The organism is Mesorhizobium humile (assembly GCF_033977215.1).
Classification (GTDB): domain Bacteria; phylum Pseudomonadota; class Alphaproteobacteria; order Rhizobiales; family Rhizobiaceae; genus Mesorhizobium; species Mesorhizobium humile.
In genome coordinates this window covers 1-21,070 of sequence record NZ_JAVIIV010000011.1, presented here as the reverse complement: position 1 = coordinate 21,070, position 21,070 = coordinate 1, and the positions used below count along the sequence as shown (strand labels likewise).

At 60.5% G+C, this 21,070-nt stretch carries 18 protein-coding genes and 1 pseudogene; 3 read left to right on the top strand and 16 right to left on the bottom strand.

From position 1 onward, the window contains the following. Nucleotides 1–29: 29 nt before the first annotated feature. The 6 genes from RFM52_RS17515 to RFM52_RS17490 all read right to left on the bottom strand — a co-directional run bounded on the left by RFM52_RS17515 (nucleotide 30) and on the right by RFM52_RS17490 (nucleotide 5,806). Entirely contained in the window at nucleotides 30–1,154 is a 1,125-nt protein-coding gene (locus RFM52_RS17515; RefSeq protein ID WP_320228027.1) for an aminotransferase-like domain-containing protein, read from the bottom strand. Between the two features lie 283 nt (nucleotides 1,155–1,437). Then, nucleotides 1,438–2,046, bottom strand: a complete 609-nt coding sequence (locus tag RFM52_RS17510; protein WP_320292946.1) for a CDP-alcohol phosphatidyltransferase family protein — start codon at nucleotides 2,044–2,046, stop codon at nucleotides 1,438–1,440. A gap of 31 nt (nucleotides 2,047–2,077) precedes the next feature. After that, the gene (locus RFM52_RS17505; protein WP_320292945.1) at nucleotides 2,078–2,869 is read right to left on the bottom strand and encodes a phosphocholine cytidylyltransferase family protein; all 792 of its coding nucleotides are present in this window, start codon (nucleotides 2,867–2,869) and stop codon (nucleotides 2,078–2,080) included. Nucleotides 2,870–2,893: 24 nt separating this feature from the next. Continuing rightward, nucleotides 2,894–4,078: an aminotransferase class I/II-fold pyridoxal phosphate-dependent enzyme gene (locus RFM52_RS17500; protein WP_320292944.1), complete on the bottom strand. Its 1,185-nt coding sequence runs from the start codon at nucleotides 4,076–4,078 to the stop codon at nucleotides 2,894–2,896. A 38-nt stretch (nucleotides 4,079–4,116) separates the two neighbouring features. Then, nucleotides 4,117–5,055 (bottom strand): phosphoenolpyruvate mutase, encoded by a 939-nt coding sequence (gene aepX / locus RFM52_RS17495; protein ID WP_320292943.1) that lies wholly within the window; start codon nucleotides 5,053–5,055, stop codon nucleotides 4,117–4,119. A 538-nt stretch (nucleotides 5,056–5,593) separates the two neighbouring features. Next, the gene (locus RFM52_RS17490) at nucleotides 5,594–5,806 is read right to left on the bottom strand and encodes a helix-turn-helix domain-containing protein (RefSeq protein ID WP_320217193.1); all 213 of its coding nucleotides are present in this window, start codon (nucleotides 5,804–5,806) and stop codon (nucleotides 5,594–5,596) included. Between the two features lie 140 nt (nucleotides 5,807–5,946). On the opposite strand from RFM52_RS17490, the gene RFM52_RS17485 reads away from it, so the two are divergent. Then, complete coding sequence (locus RFM52_RS17485) at nucleotides 5,947–6,186, top strand: DNA -binding domain-containing protein (protein WP_320292942.1); 240 nt, start codon at nucleotides 5,947–5,949, stop codon at nucleotides 6,184–6,186. A gap of 892 nt (nucleotides 6,187–7,078) precedes the next feature. Here the strand turns inward: RFM52_RS17485 and RFM52_RS17480 are convergent. The 10 genes from RFM52_RS17480 to ccoN form a co-directional block, all read right to left on the bottom strand. Next, the gene (locus RFM52_RS17480) at nucleotides 7,079–8,191 is read right to left on the bottom strand and encodes an omptin family outer membrane protease (RefSeq protein ID WP_320292941.1); all 1,113 of its coding nucleotides are present in this window, start codon (nucleotides 8,189–8,191) and stop codon (nucleotides 7,079–7,081) included. A 780-nt stretch (nucleotides 8,192–8,971) separates the two neighbouring features. Next, nucleotides 8,972–10,153: a 5-demethoxyubiquinol-8 5-hydroxylase UbiM gene (ubiM, locus tag RFM52_RS17475; protein WP_320292940.1), complete on the bottom strand. Its 1,182-nt coding sequence runs from the start codon at nucleotides 10,151–10,153 to the stop codon at nucleotides 8,972–8,974. 724 nt (nucleotides 10,154–10,877) lie between these two features. Further along, nucleotides 10,878–11,033, bottom strand: a complete 156-nt coding sequence (ccoS, locus tag RFM52_RS17470; RefSeq protein WP_320217189.1) for a cbb3-type cytochrome oxidase assembly protein CcoS — start codon at nucleotides 11,031–11,033, stop codon at nucleotides 10,878–10,880. Then, nucleotides 11,030–13,303, bottom strand: coding sequence for a heavy metal translocating P-type ATPase (locus RFM52_RS17465; protein WP_320292939.1), 2,274 nt, complete (start codon nucleotides 13,301–13,303; stop codon nucleotides 11,030–11,032). The genes ccoS and RFM52_RS17465 overlap by 4 nt, the downstream gene beginning before the upstream one ends. Next, nucleotides 13,300–13,752 carry a FixH family protein gene (locus RFM52_RS17460; protein ID WP_430699211.1) on the bottom strand — a complete coding sequence of 151 codons (453 nt, stop codon included), beginning with the start codon at nucleotides 13,750–13,752 and terminating at the stop codon, nucleotides 13,300–13,302. Before RFM52_RS17460 ends, RFM52_RS17465 begins: the two co-directional genes overlap by 4 nt. Before the next feature lie 41 nt (nucleotides 13,753–13,793). Continuing rightward, nucleotides 13,794–15,353: a cytochrome c oxidase accessory protein CcoG gene (gene ccoG / locus RFM52_RS17455; RefSeq protein WP_320292938.1), complete on the bottom strand. Its 1,560-nt coding sequence runs from the start codon at nucleotides 15,351–15,353 to the stop codon at nucleotides 13,794–13,796. 200 nt (nucleotides 15,354–15,553) lie between these two features. Next, nucleotides 15,554–16,417, bottom strand: a complete 864-nt coding sequence (gene ccoP / locus RFM52_RS17450; RefSeq protein WP_320292937.1) for a cytochrome-c oxidase, cbb3-type subunit III — start codon at nucleotides 16,415–16,417, stop codon at nucleotides 15,554–15,556. A 2-nt stretch (nucleotides 16,418–16,419) separates the two neighbouring features. Beyond that, nucleotides 16,420–16,569 carry a cbb3-type cytochrome oxidase subunit 3 gene (locus tag RFM52_RS17445; RefSeq protein ID WP_320253014.1) on the bottom strand — a complete coding sequence of 50 codons (150 nt, stop codon included), beginning with the start codon at nucleotides 16,567–16,569 and terminating at the stop codon, nucleotides 16,420–16,422. Nucleotides 16,570–16,582: 13 nt separating this feature from the next. Beyond that, complete coding sequence (gene ccoO / locus RFM52_RS17440) at nucleotides 16,583–17,314, bottom strand: cytochrome-c oxidase, cbb3-type subunit II (protein ID WP_320292936.1); 732 nt, start codon at nucleotides 17,312–17,314, stop codon at nucleotides 16,583–16,585. Beyond that, nucleotides 17,305–18,936: a cytochrome-c oxidase, cbb3-type subunit I gene (ccoN, locus tag RFM52_RS17435; RefSeq protein ID WP_320292935.1), complete on the bottom strand. Its 1,632-nt coding sequence runs from the start codon at nucleotides 18,934–18,936 to the stop codon at nucleotides 17,305–17,307. The genes ccoO and ccoN overlap by 10 nt, the downstream gene beginning before the upstream one ends. A 1,052-nt stretch (nucleotides 18,937–19,988) precedes the next feature. Here ccoN and RFM52_RS32805 point away from each other — a divergent pair. After that, nucleotides 19,989–20,255 carry an Lrp/AsnC ligand binding domain-containing protein gene (locus RFM52_RS32805; protein ID WP_430678082.1) on the top strand — a complete coding sequence of 89 codons (267 nt, stop codon included), beginning with the start codon at nucleotides 19,989–19,991 and terminating at the stop codon, nucleotides 20,253–20,255. Between the two features lie 352 nt (nucleotides 20,256–20,607). Beyond that, nucleotides 20,608–20,921: pseudogene (locus RFM52_RS17430) on the top strand (MFS transporter); the annotation flags it as partial. Between the last annotated feature and the right edge of the window lie 149 nt (nucleotides 20,922–21,070).

Genomic DNA, 21,070 nt, shown 5'->3' with positions numbered 1-21,070 from the left:
TGTCTTGATGGATGCACTGTTTAACGTCTTCATGGTGGGTCGTGTGAGAGATGGTCGGAAAGGATTTCCGCAACGATCGACAAACCGGCATGAAGCTGCGCGTGATCCTGGGGACCTGTAATCGCCACGCGGATCGCATTGGGAGGTGGCTGATCGTCCACCGAAAAAACCCTGGCGGATCTAATCTGGACGCCAGCCGCCAGAGCGGCTTCGACGACTGCGTCACAGCTCGCGTTTTGAGGCAGTTCTATCCAGAAGTGCAAAGCCCCCGGCACGGTTTTGGCGCCGGATCGGCCAAGATGCTGCAGGGCCAATTGTTGCCTTGCCGTGACTTCGACACGCGCGGTGTCGACGATTTGCCCAGCATTGTCCCCTTCGACCCAATGCGCAACGAGCTCGCAGGACAAAGAGTTGGCAAACATCGACGACGATCTTAGATGCGGCCTGAATACATCTGCCGCCGCGAGGCCCTCGGGTATCGCCAGATAGGCCAATCTAAGGCCCATCGCGAAGCACTTGGAAACGCTCATAATGTACCAGGTGGTATCCGGGGCGTGGGCGTACAGTGATGGTGGTGCTTCCGGATGGAGACGGCCGAGCACATCGTCTTCTATGATCGCAATGTTGTGCGCTCGTGCCACGCGGACAATTTCGGCTCGCCGACTTGCTGACATGACTGCCGTGGTGGGATTCTGGACTGTCGGGGTGCAGTAGAGAAGTTTGGGACTGGCTCGCCGACATACAGCCTCGAGCGCGGCCGGCTCGACCCCTTCCGCGTCCATTTCGACACCGATTACGATAAGGCCGAGCGACAAGGCTATCGGACGTATCAGGAGATAAGCCAGCTTTTCCGCCACAATGACGTCACCCGGTTTGCACAAGTGCCGCAGTATGACGACGAGCGCGTTTTGGGTGCCGTTGGTCACCAGGATGCGATCCGCGGGGAGGATCTCACCGACGCGCGGCTTTATCCATATGGAGCCGATCTCGCGATCCCGTTCCTCTCCACCGGGCCGATTTTTCCGGATCCGCCAGTGGAGCTGCGATTGCGAGGCCAGTTCGACGAGGGATCGAGACAAAGCCTCTCCCAGAAAAGATGGGCACGGCGGCAGCGCGGTGGAAAGATCGATTGCGCTGGTTCGCGGACGGCTCATGAGGCGCTCCCTGGGTTTCGTGGGTGCCGACAAGGGGCAAGAAGCTTGAAGTCGTGGCTGTCGTCGTTTGCGAACGTAGCGGCGAGCGACCTCGGGAACGACAGGGCCAAACGCGAAGTTGCGTCATGCAACATTTGCGATGGACGAATGGGGAAACAAAGCGCGATGTGACATGCCTTATCGATTGTTCAGCCCTACGTCGGCCTGCCGCAATGGCTGAGCACGGTCGCCCGGACACAAAGGGCACGTCGGCCTGCCGTGCTCGCGGCACTTTCCGCCAACCTCAAGACGCGCCCCGAAATGCGAGCGCCGCGGATGCAACGACGCAAAACGCCGTCACGACCAAATACATGAAGCCCGCGGTTTTAGGCACGCGAACCGGCGAGACGTGGAGAATGGCGAGCAGGATGAGGAGGAATGCGAACAGCTTTGCGAAAATACTTTCGGGGAGAGTGGGACGAAGCAAGAATACAATCGCCGTCACCGGCATGACCCAGCTGGTCGGCACTCCGACGAACCGCCCTGTCGGAGACCCGACCACGTTGAAGAAACTCAGCCGCAAGGCGCTGGCGACGACGAGAACGGCTCCGCAAACAACGCACAGTGGCGATCCGTGCCCGACGACGATCAGGGTCACGGCTGGAAAAATTCCAGCGCTGACGAGATCGGCGAGTGAGTCCAAATTCTTGCCGACTTCTGCGGTTTCCGCCGAACGGCTGCCTCGCATTCGCCGCGCGACGACACCGTCGAAATGATCAGCCAAGAGCGCCCACAAAACGATTGCCATGCCGATCTCCGGAAACCCAGCGATCGAGAAATCGATGCCGATCGAGGAGAGTGCGAGGCCCATGGCGGTGATTGCATTTGCCGGATCGACAAGCAGGCGGATCATCGAGACCTCCCTTTGCTGATTATCGCAGGCGCTACGCCCGGGCGGGGTGGAGCGGCTGCGCGGCATCAGCAAAGATGCTGTGCGCGCTTTGCAGATCCTCGGCACTGTCGATCTCGCACCACTTCACGCCATCGCAACGGGCCGCGGCCAGTTGGAGCCCGCGCCTTTCCACCAGATAGGCAAGAAGTTCCTCTATGTGCGCCTGAGTAGCACCTGAGCCGATGACCTCGTCGAGCGCGGGAACGATGAGGCCTCTAAGGGTAGACGCGGCCAAACGCAGTAGATTCATCGTCTTGAAGAGCTTGGGCCCGCTTTCGGCAAGATCTGCCGCGGTCTGCTTTGTGCGGAAAGTCGAGATCAATCCGCTCGCCGAAATGACCGCCGCCGACCCTTGCATCGTAGCGTCGAACGTTACAACGGCGGCAACGTCGGTGGCATCGGCTATGTTAAGATAGTGGAGTGCTTCCTGTTCAAAGAAGACGTCGCCTTCGAGAAGATAGCAATCCCCCGAAAGCAGCATATCGCGGGCTAGCCAAAGCGAATAGGCGCTGCCGGTGCGCTCGAAAACCGTTGACTCCACATACGTGATCTCGATGCCGTGGAAGCGGTTGCCGCATGCGTATTGAATAGCGTCTTTGCGGTAGCCCACGACGACTATGACCTCTTCCACGCCGATTGCTGCGAGGTTTCGCAGCGCATTGTGCAGGATCGATGTGCCGTTGACTTCGATCAGGGGCTTCGGCCGCAGATCGGTCAGCGGGCGCAGACGTGAGCCCATTCCGGCGGCGAGAATGACGGCTTTCTTGGGCGCGGCGACAGGCATGTCGATCCCCCTTTCTTCGTGGTGTCATTTCCAGCTGTTGAGGACATCAACCAGCCGGGTTAGCCCGGTTTGGAGTTGTTCGGGAGGAATTCCATAGGACAGGCGGAGACCGAGGGGGTCGCCGAAGGCGGTGCCCGATACAGCTGCGACGCCGGCGTCGGCAAGGAGCGAGGTCACAACGTCATCGGCGCTCGCCTGACCATTCTTGAATGCGGGTCGCAACTTGGAAAGATCAAGATAGAAATAAATGCCGCCCTGCGCCCGAGGCGCGGGGATCCGCCTCAATGAGTAGAGGATGCCGAGACCGATCTGTCTGGAACTTGCCAGCTGCAAGCCCAGCTTGCTCTCATGGCAGCCGTCTCCCCGCTCAAGGTGAGCCAGCACCGCATGTTGGGCGATCACATTGGGATTTGAGGTGGTATGGGACTGCAAGGCCCTGACGGCATCAACAACTTCCTTTGGAGCCGCCAGATAGCCGATCCGCCAGCCCGTCAGGGCCAGCGACTTGCTGAATCCGTTGACGATAATTGTTCGAGACCTGACTTCGGGCACAACCGAGACGATCGGGTGATGCACATGATGGCCGTAGACGAAGTTGGCATAGCATTCATCGAAAATGACCCACAGGTCGCGGTTGATCGCCAGATGGGCGATCGCCGTCAGCGTATCAAAATCGTAGACCGCACCCGACGGGTTGGCGGGCGTATTGACGACGATCGCACGGGTCTTTTCGGTCAATGCCGCAGCGATGTCCTGGATCCGAGGGACGTATGCGTTGGAACGCGTATCGACGAAAACCGGCTTGCCACCTGCAATTACGACCTGGGCCGAGAACGTCGTCCAGTAGGGACAAGGGATAATCACCTCATCGCCTGGATTCAGCAGCACCATGGTCGCATTGAAGAGCGCTTGCTTGGCGCCTGTCGTTGCCGCGATCTCGTCGGCTTTGAAGGTTTGGCCCGTATCGAAGGAGACCTTCCGCGCCAGCGCCTCGCGCAATTCCATCATGCCGAGCGTATCGGTGTAACGATTGACGCCGTTGTTGATAGCATTGATCGCGCCGTCGCGAATGGTCGGAGCGAGCTCGCTCCAGATCTCGCCAGCGGTCAGGTCGATCACCTCTTGGCGGCTGTGGGCTGCCTGTCTTGCGGCGGCCCGCGCCGCGGCGGTTCCAGATGAACCGAACGAGCTTGTGCGTCGAGCAAGCATCGGCGCCTCCTTGCCTTGATTTGGGAAGTCAGGCCCGTTTATCGGGCACCGCTCGCTATATGCGGCAGATATTTTTGTTCGGCCGCGGAGAGCTCTTGATATTTCAGCAGATCAAAGAGGTCTTCGAGCGTCGCAACGTCGCGCTCGATCCCGGCGGTGCTCTCTTCGCGGATGATGCGGTCGCAAACCTGGCGCATGGCCGAGATCGCAGCACGCATATTATGGTTCGCCCAAATCACGGTTGAGATTTGTGCGGCTCTGTATTGCGCGACCGGCGCGCGGTAATATTTGGTCGGGACGATCACTACCGGAAGACGGTTCCTCCAGGCGCGGCTAAAGGCGAGAATTTCCGCTGCGTCTGGTTTGCGCGAATGGATCAAGATCGCGTCGGCACCGGCGTCAGCATAAGCATGTGCCCGCGTCAGCGCCTCATCCTGACCATGCCCCGCGATGAGTGCCTCGATCCGCGCGACCACAACAAATTCCGGATCCGGCACGTGGTCCCGAATAGCCTGCAGACGTCCGCAGAACTCACCGATCTCAGCGAGTGAGTGCCGGTCTGCGACAAACGAGTTCTTTTTTGGGAAGCTCTTATCCTCGACGCAGACACCGGCCGCCCCGCGTTGGTGCAGCTTGCGCGCGAACAGACGCGCGTTGTTGAAATTCCCGAATCCGCTGTCGCCGTCGACAAGAACAGGTATTTGCGTGGCCTCGACGATTCTGTGCACAGCATCGACGATCTCAGTCCACGACGCTTCGTTCGCATCGCGATAGCCCAGGCAGGACGAGATCGACAGTCCTGAGGCCCACAGACCTCGAAAGCCGGCGGCCTCCGCGACCGACGCCGACAGGGCGTCGTGGGCTTCCATAAGGAAAGCGATTTCATTCGAACATACCAGAGTCCGCAACGCCGATGCGGTGGATGCTTGGCGAGTTCCATTGTTAGAGTTCGCGGTTATGGTCACATCTCCTATCATAGTTATGAATCCGGTTGCCGACCTGAGATCAATAACGTAGCCGACCCAATATGTCTTACAATCTTCCCCCAGATCACCAAAGCATCACCGAAACCAAATCGAAGCATATCTATAACACTTTACACAATAAAACTAACAATAAAAGCTAGTTTTGTGAAACTTTCGTTACAACATTGTTTAACGATTGCGGAACTTCGAAGCGACTATTAAACAATCGGCCACAATCATTCCTGGCTGTCGACCTCTCAACGATAGCTCTTTTGCTGTCACGCCGGAAAACGGCTGACGCAGCCATCGGGCCGAGCGCATCGCCGAGCAGGTTCGATTTCCCGAGCGTCCGGTGAGCGCCGTCTGCGCGCAGCCGCCGCTCAGTTCAAGGGGTTGGACGCCGCCATCCAGAGCGCGTCGCGCTGAAACGGATTCAGGCGACGCGCTTTTAGGTCTTTATTTTGATGCATGTCGTTGTCCCAGAACCGCTGCACACTTCTGGGCGACATGCATTAACGAGTCATGCCGACGGGGAATATGGATTGCTTGATCACCGGGGCGGCTTGATCAATTCGCAAGGATCAACATTAAGAGCTTTTGCGAGCCGACCCAGGACACTTACGCTCGCGGAGACGCGGCCGCGCTCGATTGAGCCCACATAACGCATGCTGAGCTGCGCGAGAGCCGCCAAGTCCTCCTGCGTCAGGTCCTGATGATGGCGCACGCGACGCATGTTGATCGCCATCACCTCTTTGAGGTCCATGGCGATATACGGACCAGAACCGGAACTATCGTTCTAGGAACGATCGTTCCTATTCGTTATAGTGAGCCGCTCAAAACACATCTGGGATCGTGGAAGACGCGCCCTGAAGCCGAACTCGCACAAAGCACTTGGACATCGAAATGCAAGACGAAGTTCCCTGGTCGGATAGCCTCACGGCCTACGACAAAGGGCATTTTACGACCTATATGCGGTTCCTGGACGCCGCCGCCGACAGTGCCAGTTACGAGGAAATGGCGCAGCTGATCCTCGGCATCGATCCCGAACGCGAACCGGAACGGGCCCGCAATGCGGCCCGCAGCCATCTCGATCGGGCGAACTGGATGGTGACGACAGGCTACAGGGAATTGTTCGCCGGCTGACTGGCGTTCCGACAAGAAAAAGACGGCAGCCCGACACCGGGCGGCAGTGCCAGTGGCGAGATATGGACCGGGGCGCTTCGCCTCATCCTGCGGGCGGGAGCATTTGTGCCAGCATACGGCGATGCGGGCTGAGGCAAGATCCGGCGGAGGCTCCGTTTCCTCAGCCAACGCGACCCCGGGGCCGACGAAAATGTCACCCAGGAACTCGGGGACGAAGGACCTCCAGCCGGAAGTCCCTGCCGAATTGCGCGCCAGGGACAGCAACTTGCCCAGGGGGAATTTCGCAGCGCACCTGGCAATCCATCCGCCGCAATAGCCCGAAAATCTACTGGCAGCTTTTTCATCGCCCAAGCATGTTCGCAATGCCGTGGCGGACGAACGGAAGGTATTGACCCAAGCGAAGCCCCACATGTCTTGCAAATCGGGCCGCCCGGTGCTCGTTTGAGTAGATGAAGATCCGCGGCGGGTACCGTCCCGCGCCGCATATCGCGGCAAAATCCGATCTTAGCAGCGCCCTGGAAAAGCGCGTCCTCGCGACGAAGCGGGTTTGCGGCGATGCGCCAGCTTATTGGCCCGCCAGACACAATGTCTGGCATGCCCGATGGCGGCCCGAGCTGATCTGAAGCGTCCGCAATCCAGACAGGTTTGGTGAACGACCCCGCTATCATCGTACGTCGGGAGCGGGTTTTAGCAAGGTTGTCGGCGCTGGCGCGACCATGGATAAATCACGGCCCGACAATCAAGAACGTAAGCGCACCGGCGCCCAGCGATCGTGAATACGTCACGCGGTGAGCGTGCCGCTTCGGCTGAGGCAATGGCTGGAAGCGATCGAGCGCCCATAGCAGTCTCGGCCTCCTTCGGCGCTTCGGCAAAGGTGCATGTCTCAGCATCCTCAAAAAGTGGCCTTGAGACCAAAGGAGACTGACATGGCTTGGAACGTCGCCGCGACTCTGTCTTTCCACGGGCCCTTGAGCTGCCCTTTGTCGGTGTCTAAGCTTTCTTCGTCGCCGCGGGTGTGAAACACCCGATCGAAGGACCCCCGCAGATACAGCGAGGTGCATGGCGTTACCGCGTAACTAACCGCGATATCGGCTCCCATCGTCGGTGCTGTGTATAGGTCACTGTAAAAGCGATGCTCGCCCCAGTGGTCGTCTATGTCCTCGAAGCCGATGCTCAGGCCAGCTCGAATGCCGCCACTGACGCTAAGGTCACCGAGGACTTGTTCGCCGCTCAGGCTCACGAAGCCAACCGGAATTTTCTGCCGATTGCTGATGACTTTATGGTTTCCCGACCAGATTTCCTGTCGGTCGCGAAAGAGCGGATCCCCGCTGGATTCGATGCCGTATCCCCCAAAGGCTGTCCACTTAACATCGGTATAGCGCAAGCCCGCACCGACCGCGAGACTGCCGGTCTCATTGCTGCCGACGATCCGGTCAACCTCGATCGAACCGGCGAAATAGTGATCGAGGTCGGTATCGGGCATAACCGCGCGGCCGCTCCAGCTGTCGTGGAGCTTGCTGGCCCAATCGCGGTCGAGCATGTGCCCGTCGCCGCCAATACCGACATCGAATCTGCTCTTTAGGCTCCATTCCTTATCGATGGGTGCACTGACCCCAACCGTCAGCAGAGTGACCTCTATGCTCTTCCAATCCAGCTGGCTGACCTTGTGATTGTGCCAGTCGTGCTTCCAGTAGACAAATTCCTGGGCCCTGATGTCGGCAAGACCGATTTCGCCGGAAACCACGATGTTCCCATTGTCGATGTAAAATGGGCCCTTCCCCTCGGCAGCGAACGATGGCGCCGACAACAGGACACAAGAAGTGATGACGGCCTTGAAGGTGACGCGCTTTGCACGCTCACTGGCTTTTTCATTCGGCACATCAGTGTGGGGCCTTGACCTCTTCGCCGCTAAACTGCGGGCGGCTGCTGTTGGCCGATTAGGTGCGCTTCGCAGCGGCGAAAAAGACCGTGTTCCACCCTTCATGGACTTTTGAGAATGCAGCATGTCGTTGTCCTTCGTCTCAGAAGAATGGGAATTGTCAGAACGGTGCAGGAACGCGACGCGAGTATGCCTGGCTGTCGGCCGACCGATTTAGGTGACCGCTGGCGGGCGCAGGAATAGTCCCTTTTTTCGGCAAGGTGAGCGCCGATAGAGCATGCGTGGCTTAATAGGGATGTCGGAGGACCGCGGGCCTGCCTGCGGATACGCTAGAATATTGGTCGGCCAGGATGTCGATACTGACCTGCGGCGGACGCACCACCGCTGTTTGGATTGTCTATCTGGCGAGGCTGTCATGGCTCCTGCTCGTGCGTGCTCAGAATCGCTTGTCTTTGTCCAAGCAATTGCCAGGCCAAACGGGAAACCGGCCCAAGAACCTGCTCACTCACACAGCGGCGTTGCACCCTCGTCAGAAGGCTGACAACGGGTGTGTCGGAGAGGCAACGGAGTTTGTCTGAGTTCCAATGGACGGAGGCGAAAATTCAAACCTAGGTTGAAGCATCGTGTCTGACCGCTGCACGTAAGCGTGCCTGGTGAGGATCGGCGGCGGGGAGATCGGCCGCTCGAACCGGGGCACGCGAAGGTGACGTCCAGAAACCTGGTGCAGCTCGATAGAGCGGTGGTCACCGGTGCTTTTTCGAACCAGGCGAGGTGTTCGGCAACCGACCTCCGCTGCCGTGCCGCTCGCGTGTCGTTGAGGGCCCGCTCGCGGGCGGCTTCGTCACCGCCGAGCGGCGGGACATGCAGAAGGCGTCGTGCTAGGGGTAAGCTACCCATGCCTGTGTTTCACCGCCTCAGCATGACCGAAATGCCATGGCGGACAAAGGGAAAACATTGGGCAAGGCGAAGCCCGACATGCCTTGCAAACCGTGCCGCCGCGTGCTCGCCTGAGTAGAGTCCGACGAGTAGATTCGTAGCATGATAGAGCGGTGCCGCCGACAGCCGAAGACAGCTTTCGTATCTGTGGAGCATGTCGGGATCAGCAATGTCGCGACGGTCGCCACGTGCTGTCAGGATTCTACGGGCGAGTTGCTTCTGACCGCAGAGGCCGATGTTGAAGCCATGGGCGGTCACCGGGTGCATGCCGACAGCAGCGTCGCCGATAAGTGCAGCGCCTGGAGCCCAGAAGCTGTGCGCCCAGGTCGTGACCAACGGATAGATATGGCGTTTGCTTGCAAGGGTCATTTTTCCGAGGCGCCCTCGACACCGGTCCGTCAATTCGATCAGGAACAGATCGTCGTCTAAAGCAAGAAGTCTATTGGCCTCGTTTGCGCGCAATGTGAGAAGCAATGACGACTCGCCTTCCATCAGCGGCAAGATCGCTATGGTCTGATGGTGATCGAACCATTCGATTGCGAGCTGATGGTGGGCGCGCTCGTGCCTGACCCGGCAAATCACCATCGAGCTGCCAAGCCGATTGATGTCGGCGGCGATGCCGAGCAGGTCGCGCGTGCGCGACAGACGCGAATCTGCTGCAACGAAAAGCCGAGCGGTCAACCGCCTGCCGTCGGAAAGCTTTACGACCGCCCCTTTGCGGCTGTTGGTTACACCAACGACCGAGTGGCCGCATAGCAGCTGGACACGGTGGTGCGAGCGGATGATCTTGAACAGGGCATCGCGGATCCGACAATTTGGGACCAGAAATCCGAGTGGTTCTGCAGATCCTCTTGGAGGATCGAAACACAGAGCGAAAGGGCTCGATCCGTTGAGCACGCGCGCGCCTTGCACTGGTGACTTGTGACCAGCGGGGATGGCGTCCCAGGCGCCGAGCTCGCGAAGGATGCTGATCGAGGCGAAGGTCAGCGCGATCTCGCGACCATCGAAAGGCGGCTTCGCCAGGCTTTCGAGGGCCTGCTGCTCAACCACCGCCACTTTGAGATCGCTCTCTGCAAGCGATGCGGCGAAGGAAAGTCCGACCGGCCCGGCTCCGGCGACGATGATGTCGAAACTGTCGTCGCTGCTGGCCATCAGCGCGCTGCCATCGCGTCGGCTATCTGGGTGAGGTGCTGGTTGCGTTGAGCCGCAATCCGTGGACCGGTTGCCCTGGCTGCCAGTGTGCGCTGCATTGCCTCAAGCCACTGGACACAAGAATGCGCATAAATCGGCAACGAAGGATGCAGCCAGCAACGCAGCCGATAGGACCGCGGGCCGAGCCAGGCAGATTGCCAGCCAGCAAGAGGGATTCTCACCACGGCGGTTCGCTGAAGGTAACGACCACACTGTGCGTTAGACATGCATTCTCCCTTGAAGGATTGGTCGACGTAACCACGCCGCTCAGAAGATAACCTTGATCTGGATCAGCCAGATGCGGCAAAGCCGACAGCGGCGGGTTTTATGCTCGACTGGTCAACGGCCCAAGAAAATGTCGGCCATGTGGTCACGTCATCCTGGAATGACGGGCACCCCCTGGCGTACGCTCGGCAAAACTTAATCTTGGCTGATCGGTTCTTCGCGCCCGTCGCATCGGCTCGGCAGCATTTTTAGGCAAACATCGGACGCTTCCGTCTGCCATGCGAGGTATTTTGTCACGTCAGCCGCCTGCACGGAGGAACGGGTGACAAGTCCTTCGAGCGGTAGGGGCTAATTGAACGTCGCTTGGCGAGCTCGCTGTGGGAGCCTTGGTAGTCTGGCCCCGACCAAGTCGACCCGGCTGACCACCGCCATCCGTACAATTGCCGGCACAGCGATCGGGTCAGCGTTCCAGCTTGTCGTCCCAGTCGATGAGGATGCGCTCAGCGGCGCCGTTGAGATCCTCGTATTGACCACTCCTTAACGCCCATAGAAAGCCGGATAGGCCAAGGGCGCCAAGGAACAGCGCTGCTGGTAATAGGTAGACGAGCGTCGTCATGAGGGCTGCACCCATGCGCGGATGCCCGCGCGCGTTGCCGAAGGAGCCGTCGTGGTAGGTGCAAAGCCTTGCAGGCGCAGCGCGTTTCCAATGACAAGCAGCGACGAGGCGGACATGGCGATGGCGGCGATCAGTGGAGTGACGTGTCCAAGAATTGCGATCGGCACGGCAATCGCATTATAGACGATCGCGATGGCGATGTTCTGGCGGACCAATCGTCCCGCCCTCCGCGAGACGTCCAAGGCAAGGGGTACCGCCCATAGGCTCTCGCGAAGGAATACGAAATCCGCAGCGTTGCGGCTAATGTCGGCGGCGGTGGCCGGAGCGATCGAGACATGCGCCGCGCCCAGCGCGGGCGTGTCGTTCAGGCCATCGCCGACCATCAAGACCCGGTGACCATCATTGGTCTGCTGCCTGATCCGCTGGACCTTTCCCGAAGGCACGAGAGCGGGGGTAAAACGGTCGAGCTTTAGCGCGTCGGCGACTACGGCGCATGCGGCGACCGTATCGCCGGACAACATTTCCACCGTAAGTCCGGCATGTTTCAACTGCGCAATGGCCGTGTCCGCACCCGCCCGCAAGGCGTCCTCGAATTCGAAGGATGCGACGAGCCTTCCGTTTCGGGTCAGCACCGTCACACCGGTTTTTCCTTCGGCACCGATCCGACCGTTGCTGCCGGCCCATCCCCGCCTGCCCAAGCGCCAGGTGCTGCCCGCGGCAATCGCTTCGATGCCAAAACCCGGATGCTCTCTCACTTCATTGAACGTCGGCTGCCCGGCCGGGCTCGCGAGGCCGGCGAGCGCCTGCGAAAGCGGATGGCGGGAATGCGCGCCCATCGCGGCGGCGATGGCCAGCATGGCCGGATCGATAGACGACCTGTTGACGAGCCGGGGTTTTCCCAGCGTCAGAGTGCCCGTCTTGTCGAAGACCGCCGTGTCGATCGCCGCCAGGCGTTCCAGGGCCGACCCGTCCTTGACCATGATCCCGTTGTCGAACAGTCGTCGCGCGGCGACAACCTGGACGATGGGCACGGCAAGGCCGAGTGCGCAGGGGCAGGTTATGATCAGGACGGCGATGGCGATCGTCATCGCCCTGTGCCAGTCTCCACTGGCGGCCATCCAGCCAAGAAACGTCGCGAACGCCGTCAGGTGTACCACCGGCGCATAAAGCACGGCAACGCGGTCTGCGATCCGGCGATAGTGGGCGCGGCCGCCCTCGGCGGCCTCCAGCAGACGGACCGTTTCCGCCAGGAAGGAATCCTTGGCGGCCGCGGTCGCCTCGACAGTCAGCGGGCCGGTCAGGTTGAGCATGCCGGCCTGGACCAGTTCTCCCGCGTCGGCGTCTAGTGGTGTGCTCTCGCCCGAGACTAGTGAGCAATCAATGTCCGACGTGCCTTGAACGATCCTGCCGTCGACGGGCACCCGTTCGCCAGCGGCGATCAACACACGCATGCCCGGTTCGATCTCGCCGACCGGCAGATAGTCGCGTGCGCCGTTATCGCGCAAGACCATGGCACCGCGGGCAGCCAGCCGGGACAGGCCCTTGACGGCGGTTCGGGCCCGTTCGCGCAGCAGGTGGTCGAGCGTCCGGCCGATCAGCAGAAAGAACAGCAGCGATACCGACGCGTCGAAATAGGCGTGCTCGCCATGAATGACTGTCTCGTAGAGGCTCATCGCATAGCCGAGCGAAACTGCGACAGCGATCGGGACGTCCATGTTCATGCGGCCATGTCGCAGCGCATTCCAGGCCGACCGGAAGAAGATGCCGCCGCCGAATGCAAGCGCGGGAATGGCGATCAGCGCCGAGACCCAGTGGAACAGATCGCGGGTCGGCCCTTCAGCGCCCGACCAGACAGAGACCGACAGCAGCATGATATTGCCCGCAGCGAAGCCTGCCACCGCGACTGCCCGGACCAATCCCGAAAGCATCGCGTCCTTCTCGTCGCCGTCGGTTTCGAAGAGGTGCGCCGGATGACCCAGTCCTTCGAGCGTGGCTATGATCGGCGGCACCTCACCTTCGCGCCATTGCACCGACACCCGTTTCGTCGATAGGTTGACGCGCGCGCCCTCGACGCGGTCGAGTTTTGCGAGTGCTGCCTCGATCGCCTGGATGCAGGCTCCGCAGTGGACCGTCGGGACCGACAAGTCCGACTGAATGATGCCGTCGCCAAGACGGCGGCTTGCCAGCCTGATTTCCTGGTTCGAGGGCAGGTCCGGCGTCACCCTGCCTGGATCCGGAACCATCTCGGCGCCAGGTGCACAGCAACTCATTGCAAGGCCCCATTGGAAACGATGACTCGGCGGACTTCCCGATAGGGCTTCGCAAGACCTGCGTCCGCGTCCACCTCAGCGATCCAGACGCCATTGCGGGGCGTATGCCGGGCCGCGTATTCCTGACCGGAGGCAAGGGCTAAAGTGATGGAGTAGTCCTCGGCTTCGTAGGCGGGATGACGAAAGAGCACCTTGACGCCATGCAATGCGACAGGCTTGCCAGCCGCATCCGCGAGGCTGTAGCGAACCTCGCCACCGACAATGGTCAAATGGCTCTTCCAGCCAAGGGCCGCTTGAGCGCGGCCTTCATCCGCGTTCTTGTTGAATTGCTGGCTCGCCACATAGGCGTTTTCGACGATGAGCCCGGTCCAGCTTGTAGTGGCAAGCGTCGCCATCAATGCATTGACGCTGACGACCACGCTGAAAAAGGCCGAGATGACGAGAAGCATGTGCCGGCCGGTGAATTCGCGAGGTTGCTCTGTTTTAGTGCTCACCTGGTCGTCTCCGGCGCGTTGAAGGTGGCGATGTATCGGTCCGACTCCAAACCGGCCTGATCGTTTGCGACAAACGTGAAGGTCTGTGTCTGGCCCCGGAGCTGATTGGCGGGCTGGCGCACGAAGATTTTCAACGTTTTGAGGCGGTCGGGTTCGACCGGGATAGCGAAGGAACGGCCTGCGGGCAGGTCAGAGCCAACGAGGTTCATTTGCGCGCCTTCCAGTCCCTGCATCGTGACGACTATGGTTCGCGGCTCAGGGGTCATGTTTAGCAGCTTCACAGTGTAGCCGTTGCGGATGGATCCATCGGACAGCGTCACGAATTGCGGGTTGCGGTCGTGAAGCACGTTCACCTGGAGCCGGTTGCGGGTCATCAGTGAAAAGAGCAGTCCGATGCCGACGAGTGACCACAAGCCCATGTAGACAAAGGTGCGCGGACGAGAGATCTTGTGAACGTGGAAATGCGTCAGATTGTCGGAGAAAGCGCCGCCGGCGGTCCGAACGAGAGTGGGATCGATCGGGTGGGTGCCGCCTGCCGTCGCTATGGCCATGTTGGTGTTGTAGTCGGAAAGCGTCGCGTAGGAGATCAGCCCGCGTTCGCGGCCGAGCTTGTCCATGATGTTGTCGCAGGCGTCTATGCACAGCGCGCAGGTGATGCATTCGAGCTGCTGGCCGTCGCGAATGTCGACCCCCATCGGGCAGACCGCCACACAGGCCTTGCAGTCGACGCAGTCGCCGACCGGCTGGCCGGCCGCCAATGCCTTCTTGGCATGGCGTGACCGCGGCTCGCCACGCCAGTCGTTGTAAGTCACAGTCAACGAATTTTCGTCGAGCATGGCGGCCTGGATGCGCGGCCACGGGCACATGTAGGTGCAGACCTGCTCGCGCATCAGCCCGCCGAACAGATAGGTGGTTCCGGTCAGAACGCCGATGGTGACATAAGCGACGGGCGCGGCGGTTCCGGTGGCGACTTCGCCGAGCAACCTAGGCGCGTCGGCGAAGTAAAAGATCCAGGCGCCGCCGGTGGCCACCGCTATGACCAGCCAGATCGCGTGCTTCGATGCTCGCAGGACCAGCTTGCGTGCGGTCCATGGTGCGGCGTCCAGTTTCATGCGGGCATTGCGGTCGCCTTCGACGGCGCGCTCGACGACTAGGAACAGGTCGACCCAGACCGTCTGCGGGCAGGTATAGCCGCACCAGGCCCGCCCGATCGTCGATGTAATGAGGAACAGGCCGACGCCGGCCATGACCAGCAGGCCGGCGACGTAGTAGAATTCCTGCGGCCAGATCTCGATGAAGAAGAAGTAGAAGCGGCGGTTCGCCAGGTCGATGAGAACGGCCTGATCCGGAGCGAATGGTCCGCGATCCCAGCGCAGCCAGGGCGTGAGATAATAGATGCCGAGCGTGATCGCCATGACCAGCCATTTGAACTGGCGGAAACGCCCGGAGGCGCGCTTTGGGAAGACCTTCTTGCGCGCGGCATAGAGCGGCTGGCGTGTCGTGGCGGAGTTGACCGCTTCGGCTTCGAGCCATTTTATCTGCTTGTTATCAAGCACGAGAAGCTCCGGTGACCAGCGACGATGTTCGCGCCCGACACTCGGCCACGGGTTCTGGCCGATGGTCGGGCGACCCTTGCCGCATGGCGGGCAGCGTCGCGTTGAGGAAGTTCAATCGCGGACTGCCGCAACGCGGTCGAGGCCCGGCTCGCGCCGGGCCTCGTCGCTTGGCGGGGGGAGGGCCGAGAATAGGCCGCCGCCTACTCTCCGCCGCCAAGCGAATGGACATAGACTGCAAGTTCCTTGACCTTGATCTCGCCGAGGCGCTCGATCCACGCTGGCATCACGCCTTGTTTCGGGGTGCGGACCTGGGCGGCTATCGCCGTCTCGCCTGGTCGATAGAGCCAGATCGCATCGGTCAGATCGGGTGCGCCGAATTCCCTGTTGCCCTTTGCGTTCTCACCATGGCAGACAGCGCAGTTTTCCGCGAAGACCTTGGCGCCGGGCTCAATCAGGCTCTTGTCCTTGATGGTCCCCGAAAGGCTGGCAACGAAAGCGCTGACCTGGGCGATCTGTTCGGGCTTGAGCACATCGACGAAGGCAGGCATCTCCGACTGGCGGGTGTCACCATCCGCGGTGAAACGAATGCCGTGCGTGATCGTTTGCTGGATCTGCTCCGTCTTGCCTCCCCACAGCCAATCGTCATCGTTAAGGTTCGGAAATCCTTTCGAACCTTGCGCGCCGGATCCGTGGCATTGCACGCAGTTGACCTTGAATGCCGCGCCGCCGGCCGAGACGGCAAACTCGCGCAGCGCGTCGTCGCCGGCGATTTCGGAGACGCTCTTGGACTGGATCGCCGCGACATATTTGGCCTTGGCGGCTTCGGCCGCAGCCATCTTGTTCTTGACGTCATTGCGGCTTGAATAGCCGAGCGCACCTTTTGTTGCAAAGGTCAGCATCGGCCAAGCCGGATAAGCGATGGTGTAGCCGATCGCCCAGGCGATGGTGACGTAGAAGGTGACCACCCACCACCTCGGAAGGGGGTTGTTGAGTTCCCTGATGCCGTCCCACTCATGACCGGTGGTTGAGATGCCCGACATATCATCGATATACTGCGTGCTCATGATCAGTCGTCTTTGAAGGGGATGTGTGCGGCTTCATGAGCCTGACTGCGACCGCCCGGTCTGAGCGCGAAGGCAACGCATCCAGCAAAGAAGAGCACCATGGCAAGCAGGCCACAGCTGTCGGCAAACTCGCGCATCAGGTTGTATTCCATCGGTTTGTTCTCCTCAGCGGTAGCCGGCGGCTTCGTCGTAGTTCTTGAAGTCGACGAGCGTGCCGAGCAGCTGCAGATAGGCGACCAGGGCGTCCATCTCGGTGACCTGTTGCGGATTGCCGTCGAAGTCGCCGACCTTGGCTTTCGGATAGCGGCTTTCCAGTCCGGACGTGTCGGCGTTGGGATCGGCCTGCGCCATCAGATCGGCGTTGGCTTGCACGACCAGGTCGTGGGTGTAGGGGACACCGACGCGCCGGTTGGCGACGAGGTGCATGGAGAAGTCCTTCACCTCGATCGGTGTATCCTTCAGGAAGCCATAGCTCGGCATGATGGATTCCGGCACGACGGAACGCGGATCGGTGAGGTGCTGAACGTGCCAGCTGTTGGAGTAGCGGTCGCCGACGCGTGCCAGGTCCGGCCCGGTGCGCTTGGATCCCCACTGGAACGGATGGTCGTACATCGACTCGGCCGCCAGGCTGTAATGGCCGTAGCGCTCCACTTCGTCACGGAACGGCCTGATCATCTGGCTGTGGCAGAGGTAGCATCCCTCGCGCACATAGATGTTGCGGCCGGCGAGCTCGAGCGGGGTGTAGGGGCGCATGCCCTCCACCTTCTCGATCGTGTTCTCGAGATAGAAAAGCGGCGCGATCTCGACGATGCCACCGACGGTCACGACCAGCAGGGACCCGACGAGAAGTAGCGTGGCGTTCTTCTCGATCAGCGCGTGCTTGTCCATCAAGCCCATTTTCTGGCTCCTGATCGCGCAGGCTGGAGGGCGGCGACAGAGCCCGGCATCGGATCCTCTTCTCGTTGGTGGCCAAAGATGGTCATTGTGATGTTCCAAGCCATGATCAGTGCACCGGAGAGGTACATGGCGCCGCCGGCGGCGCGCATGACGTAGTAGGGATGCATGGCGGCGACCGTTTCGGCGAAGGAATAGACGAGGAAGCCCTGCTCGTCGTACTCGCGCCACATCAGGCCCTGCATGATGCCGGAAACCCACATCACGGCCGCGTAGACCACGATGCCAAGGGTCGCCAGCCAGAAGTGCCAGGTGACGAGGCGCAGCGAGTAGAGACGCTCGCGGTTCCAGAGCTTGGGCACCATGTAGTAGATCGCGCCGAACGAGATCATGCCGACCCAGCCAAGCGCGCCCGAATGGACGTGGCCGATGGTCCAGTCCGTGTAGTGCGAGAGCGAGTTGACGGTCTTGATCGACATAATCGGCCCTTCAAAGGTCGACATGCCATAGAAGGCGACGGCCGTGACCATCATGCGGATGATGGGATCGGTGCGCAGCTTGTCCCAGGCACCGGAAAGGGTCATGAGGCCGTTGATCATGCCGCCCCAGGACGGCATCCAAAGCATGATCGAGAACACCATGCCCAACGTCTGCGCCCAGTCTGGCAGGGCGGTGTAGTGGAGGTGATGCGGCCCGGCCCAGATATAGAGGAAGATCAGCGCCCAGAAGTGGATGATGGATAGACGGTATGAATAGACCGGGCGGTTCGCCTGCTTCGGCACGAAGTAATACATCATGCCGAGGAAGCCGGCCGTCAGGAAGAAGCCGACGGCATTGTGCCCGTACCACCACTGCGTCAGCGCATCCTGAACGCCCGAGAAGGCGGAGTAGCTCTTGGACCCCAGGAAAGAAGCCGGCATCGACAGGTTGTTGACCACGTGCAGCATCGCAACGGTGATGATGAAGGAGAGGTAGAACCAGTTGGCGACGTAGATATGCGGTTCCTTCCGCTTCAGGATGGTGCCAAGGAAAAGGACCAGATACGCGACCCACACGATTGTCAGCCAGATGTCGACGTACCATTCAGGCTCGGCGTATTCGCGGCCTTCGGTGATGCCCAGCAGATAGCCGGTCGCGGCCATGACGATGAAGAGCTGGTAACCCCAGAACACGAACCAGGCGAGATTGCCGCCGAACAGCCTGGCGCGGGACGTGCGCTGCACGACATACATAGATGTGCACAGAAGCGCATTGCCGCCGAAGGCGAAGATGACGCCGGAGGTATGAAGCGGCCTCAGCCGGCCGAAATTGAACCAAGGCTCGATGTTGAGGTGAGGGAATGCAAGCTGAAGAGCGATGACGACGCCGACCAGCATGCCGATGACACCCCAGAACACCGTTGCGATGGCCCCGTAGCGGATCGGTCCATCCATGTAGGCGGAAGGGTCGATCGGCGCCGCGGGCTTGAACTCGGTGTTGCGCATCAGCATCGCGTTGAAGCCAGCCACGGCGAAGAACAAAACCCACATGTGCTGGCGAAATGGTTCATCCACCCCGAAGCCGGCGGCTACGAGGGCGCCAAAAGCAAAAAGGCCTAGAAGGACGATCTCTGTGCCAAATTTCATCGCAAGTCCCGATCTGGAAATTCCGGCGGACGCCAATCCGCGTCGCATCAATTACGCAGTCGCGGCCTGTTTGCCCTGATCCATGTCAGAGCCGCACGATTTTACCTCTGGCAGCATCGAGTTCGGTGCGATGACAAGGTGGCGATTGAAGGAGGAGCGCGGCACGACGAAGCCCGCTTACTGCAACAAGGCCCCCTCCCCGGGCCGCTGCGGCGTGGTGGCAATCGCGGGCAATCTGATGACGCCAGTGGGGCTGCGAAGTATGGCCGATGGCTTGCCGACGTCGACAGGATCGGCGAAGCGCGACCGCCCCGAAGCCGGGCCAATGGCAAAACCAAGACACGCGGCAACATTGCTGGCCAAACCAAACATTTGGCAATCTGTGCCAAGGTTTGTCCCCGACGCTGCGAGCCGCTCGGATCGGACGGGACCGCTGGTCGCCTCTGGCGACGCCGGCGATCGGCTCGCTATCTACTTCAACCGCGGTACGCTGATGTCGAGGTGGTCAGAAGGTTATTTCATGACCACGTCACGCCTTCGGCGGAACGCCGCGGACGGAAAACCTTGCTCAACTTTCTTGGAGTTGCCCCTGGCTGGTCATCCATCGCTACGCTTTTGGCCCCTCCTTCTCAATAAAGCGATCGTATTCATGATCCGACGAGGTTGCAGCCAGGCGCGGGATGAAATCGCGCCCCCATGCCGCAATCCGGGCCGTCATCTGTGGCACCGTACTGCCCCGATGGCCAAAGGGAACATTCGCCCTCCCCCGGCGACAACGTCGTCATTCGACGTGAATTCACGGATTGTGACTATGCCAGGTACGACATGTTTGCGCGGGCGATCGTCGGGCGACTTGCAAGCCAGGTGTAGGCCTGGCTATACGAGAGGTCTTCGCGCAACTTCAAAGGGAGACATACTGTCGTCGGCAGTTTGGGTTCGAATAGAAAGCGTGGGTCAACCCCGCACAGCGGTTTTCTCCCCGCGGCTCGATCCCGCTGAAACCGCGGCTGACTCCATGAGGTGTTTAAGTTGGAAAAACCGGAGAGAGAAATTTGACAACCGGTAGCAAAATCCCGGTCCGGATCGAGTTGGAGGCCGTTAGCTCACACACGGTCGAGCGCTTCGAAAATTCTCTTCGAAAGCACCCTGAAATCGAAGAATGCTATGCGGTGAGCGGCAAGACGGATTACCTTCTATACGTCTGCGTAAAAGATATCCGGGGCTACGAAGAGATCCACCGGGAAGTCCTTTCCCGGCTACCTGGGGTAAGAAAAATTAGGGCGGATATTCCTCTACGTCGTGTCGTTCCGTTTGGATGAATGGCGCGGCCCGAGCGCATCCACGAAATCTTCATTTAGGCGGAGGTAAGGCCAAGCGCGTCTAAATTGCCGAGAGGCTGGCTCACGTTGCTGGCGATTGATACGAGAGGAAGATACGTGCTGAGAATGACGCGGGCCGAGCCCTACGATCTGGTCTGGTCGAAACCGATGACCGAAATCGCAAGGCAGTATGGCATCAGAGGCCAGCATGTGGCGCAGACATGCGATGCGTATGAGATCGCTCAGCCGCGTGCCGGCCATTGGCGCTCGCGGGCGCAGGCATGTGAGGCCGTGGCCAACGGCTAGTGGCGAAAAAAACCGCCGAAGTTCTCGCCAACATTTCGTCAGCGCGATCGCCTCGCTGGCCTCGGCCAGCCTCTTCGCCGTCTTCACCTACATCAAGCCGTATCGGATCGACGTTTCCGGCCTGTCGACGGCGACCGTGACCTGGGTGCTGCTCTTGTTCGGCGCCGGCATGACCATCGGCAACATCATCGGCGGCAGACTGGAAGCTGATGCCGACGTGTGATCGCCACGCTCCTCGCCATGGCCCTGCTGTTTGTCGTCTTTACCAAGCCCGGTGCGATTGCCGCGGTAGCCGTGGCCATCGTCTTCCTGTGGGGCATGCTGATCTTCATCGTCGTGCCGCCGCTGCAGATCCGAGTCGCTTCATGGACCGGAGCCGATAAGCGACCTGAGGCGGTCCAGCAAGGCCTGGCGGTCGGCGACGAGGGTGTCGAGGTGGAGCGGCCGGCCGGTGGGCGGTTCGGCTTCAGCCAGGCGTGCGGTCAGCGCCCGGGTGGCGTCGAGGACGA